The sequence below is a fragment of the Mesorhizobium sp. B3-1-9 genome (genome assembly GCF_006439595.1).
GTDB lineage: Bacteria > Pseudomonadota > Alphaproteobacteria > Rhizobiales > Rhizobiaceae > Mesorhizobium.
Genome location: NZ_VFTJ01000049.1, coordinates 1 through 3030, shown reverse-complemented (window position 1 = coordinate 3030; position 3030 = coordinate 1). Strand labels below are relative to the sequence as shown.

Sequence of the window (3030 nt, the reverse complement as noted above, 5' to 3'; positions counted from 1 at the left end):
ACGGGTGGCATCCGGACTTTGACGAGATGCCAGACTTAGGGGTTGAGGGCGCACCTTATCCCGGCGGGTCTGACGGGCCAGAGGGTAGGCCGCAGGCGTAACTCCCCAAATTTTGCTTGAACTCAGGGTTTCGCCCGCGTTGGGCGAAGCCCTTTCAGCTTGTGCAGCAAAAAGGGGGACGTTCATGGAAATTTTCAACGAGCCTGCGGCTATCAACGAGGCACGGGACCCAACCGCTCTTCATGTCATCGTTGCGCCGTCTAGAGCCGGCAAAACACAGCGAGCGAGCAACGAGCAAACGTATTTCGCCACGATTAATCCTAATGACCCGCCCGTTAAAGTCTTCATCGCACCCGAAAACGTCCAGCTTCCGCCAAAACGCAAGGGTGGCCAGAAAAAGCCACCGATAACCGCACACCTGATCATTGGTTTTGACACCGAATATCAGTCCCGAGAGCCAGTTGGTCCGACCAAGGCCGAAGCCGCGGGCGCCCAGAACGAAATCCTCTCCTATCAGTTCTGCACCAGGCTGATTTCCCAAGACCAACAGGACGAAACGCCGGTCCAGTCCAGCGGGATCATAATTCCCAACGAAGGACAACGGTGGCTTCTGCGAGATTTCATCGCGGCAGCTATCGGCACATTCATCGGTGAGCATCCGGACAACAGGGTGCCAACCGATATCTACCTGGTCGGGCACTTCACCCGGGCTGACCTGCCGATGTTTGATGAATTTGCCGATGAGGCCAAAAGCACGATGAGCAACGTGCGCAGCACGTTCGTGTCGATCGACCGCGCTATTCCAATGGAGTTAGTCGATGGGCAGGGGCAGGAGATCGCCGAATTCAAGATCAGGCTAAGGGACACGATCCTTCTGGCTCCGTCCAATGCGAAGCAGCTGGCAGATGTCGGCAAGATGCTCGGCTTCAACAAGATCGAACTGGCGGCCACAGCGGCGAAGGAACGAGAAATCAAGTCGCAGATGAAGTTATTTCGGGCGGAAAACTGGCCACTTTTCCGCGAATACGCGATCCGAGACGCGGAAATCTGCACGCAATATGCCGAGCAGTTGATCCGCCAGTATGACGAGCTATTCGGGAAGTTCGCCATGCCGCTGACGCTGACCTCATTCGGGTCCAAGCTCGCCATCGCACAGTGGGAAATCAAAGGGTGGAAGCCGGATGACGTGCTGGGCCGCGAAGAGAAAAAGGTCCAATCGTTCAGCAAAAAGCTAGGCTACTCGGTTACCAAGACGATCCATCCTCATCAGGAACTCGTCTACTACGAGCTGGACTTCGTGTCGGAGGCCTATCATGGCGGCCGCAACGAGCAGTTCATGTACGGGATCTGTGATGAGGGGATCTGGCGGGACCACGATCTAAGCTCAGCCTATCCAACGGCGATGACGCTTCTGTGCAAACCGATCTGGGAGAAGATCGAGAGGGACGTGGCAATTGACAAAATCGACGCGCTGGACCTTGCTTATGCATCAGTCGATTTCGAATTCCCGCATTCCGTGCGGTTTCCGACACTGCCAGTTCGAACGGCCAACGGGATCATTTTCCCGCGAAAGGGACGTGCGTGCTGCGCCGCTCCCGAATTGGCCCTGGCAAGGCAACTCGGGGCAAAGCTGGAACTTCGTCGTTCTGTCAGGGTGCCTGTCGAACAAGGTGTTGGGGTATTTACCGACTTCATCAACGACTGCATCAGCCGCAGGAAGGACTTCAAGAAGGGAACGTTCGGCAACCTGTTCTGGAAGGAGGTCGGCAACAGCACCTATGGCAAGACCGCGCAGGGCTTGCGGAAGAAGCGGGTGTATGACCTTCGCGCTGATGACATGGTCGAACTGCCAGAGAGCGAGCTAACGCAGCCATTTTTCGCCGCGTTCATCACGTCATACACGCGGGCCGTTCTCGGTGAAGTACTCAACAGGTTTCCCGATACCGTCCAGGTTTTCAGCGTGACGACTGATGGATTCTTGTCAAACGCCAACGACGCGGAGCTGGAACATGCCACGGCCGGATCAATTTTCGACTCGTTCAAGAAGGCAAAAGCCAATCTTGGCCGTGACGATCCACCCATGGAGGTCAAACACACAATCCGTCAGCCTGTTGGCTGGAGGACCAGAGGGTCGGCAACGCTGAAGCTCGGCGACAAAGCCGGCGAAAACATCGTCCTGCAAAAGGGTGGTATCAAGCTGGACACGCGGGACCTTCTGCCGGAAGAGGAAAACGCGCAGATTGTCGAACTGTTTTTCAACCGTACGGAAGGGCAGACACTGACCTATGAATCAGGTGTCGGGCTGAAGGAAATGATCCGCTTCGGTGCTGACTTCGTGATGAGGACGGTGACCAAAAAGCTGTCGATGGAATTCGACTGGAAGCGAAGGCCAATCGACCTCATAGACAGATCGGTCGAATTCCAGGGGAAGACCTACACCCACCTGTCATTTTCTTCGGTGCCGCTCGAGGATTTCGACGAATTCCAAAACGTCCGGGAGGTCTGGGACAAATGGGCCACGAATCCTTTCAGGATTCTCAGGTCCGTTCCGGACCTGAGAGCTTTCCAGCATTTTATCGATACCAAACGCAAAACCAGCGAATCGGTGTTGCGGTATTCCAGCAAAACCGACGGGGACCTGAAGAGGGCCAAACGCGATCTGGCGCGGGCATTTAAACACTACCAAGCAGGGTTCGACCTGATACATAAGCGGATGGGGAAAATCCGGCACAACAGGTTCTGCGAAATCCTCAATGAGGTGGGAATTCCCTGTCAGGTATCCGACCTGGACAATGCGAAACGCAATACATTCGAACCTCATCAATTCATTGAAAGTGACAGGTCGGTCGCAGCCTTGAACAGGTTAAAAAGGGAATATTTTTATGAATTGGATTTGGATTTGTTTTTAGCCCGGCAAACCCCGCACTAAATTTCAAAGGCCATCATCGTCTCAAATCCTTACGAACGGGGTTGCGAAGGCCTTCGAAATTTCGCCCGGGCTTTCCCTGGCAATGTGAATGGGTTTTAAAA

1 protein-coding gene is annotated in these 3030 nt (G+C 54.6%); it reads left to right on the top strand.

What is annotated here, in order from left to right:
• Nucleotides 1-184: 184 nt before the first annotated feature.
• A complete protein-coding gene (locus tag FJW07_RS31500; RefSeq protein ID WP_140860940.1) occupies nt 185-2929 on the top strand; it encodes a DNA polymerase in 2745 nt (914 codons plus the stop codon).
• The last annotated feature ends 101 nt before the right edge of the window (nt 2930-3030 follow it).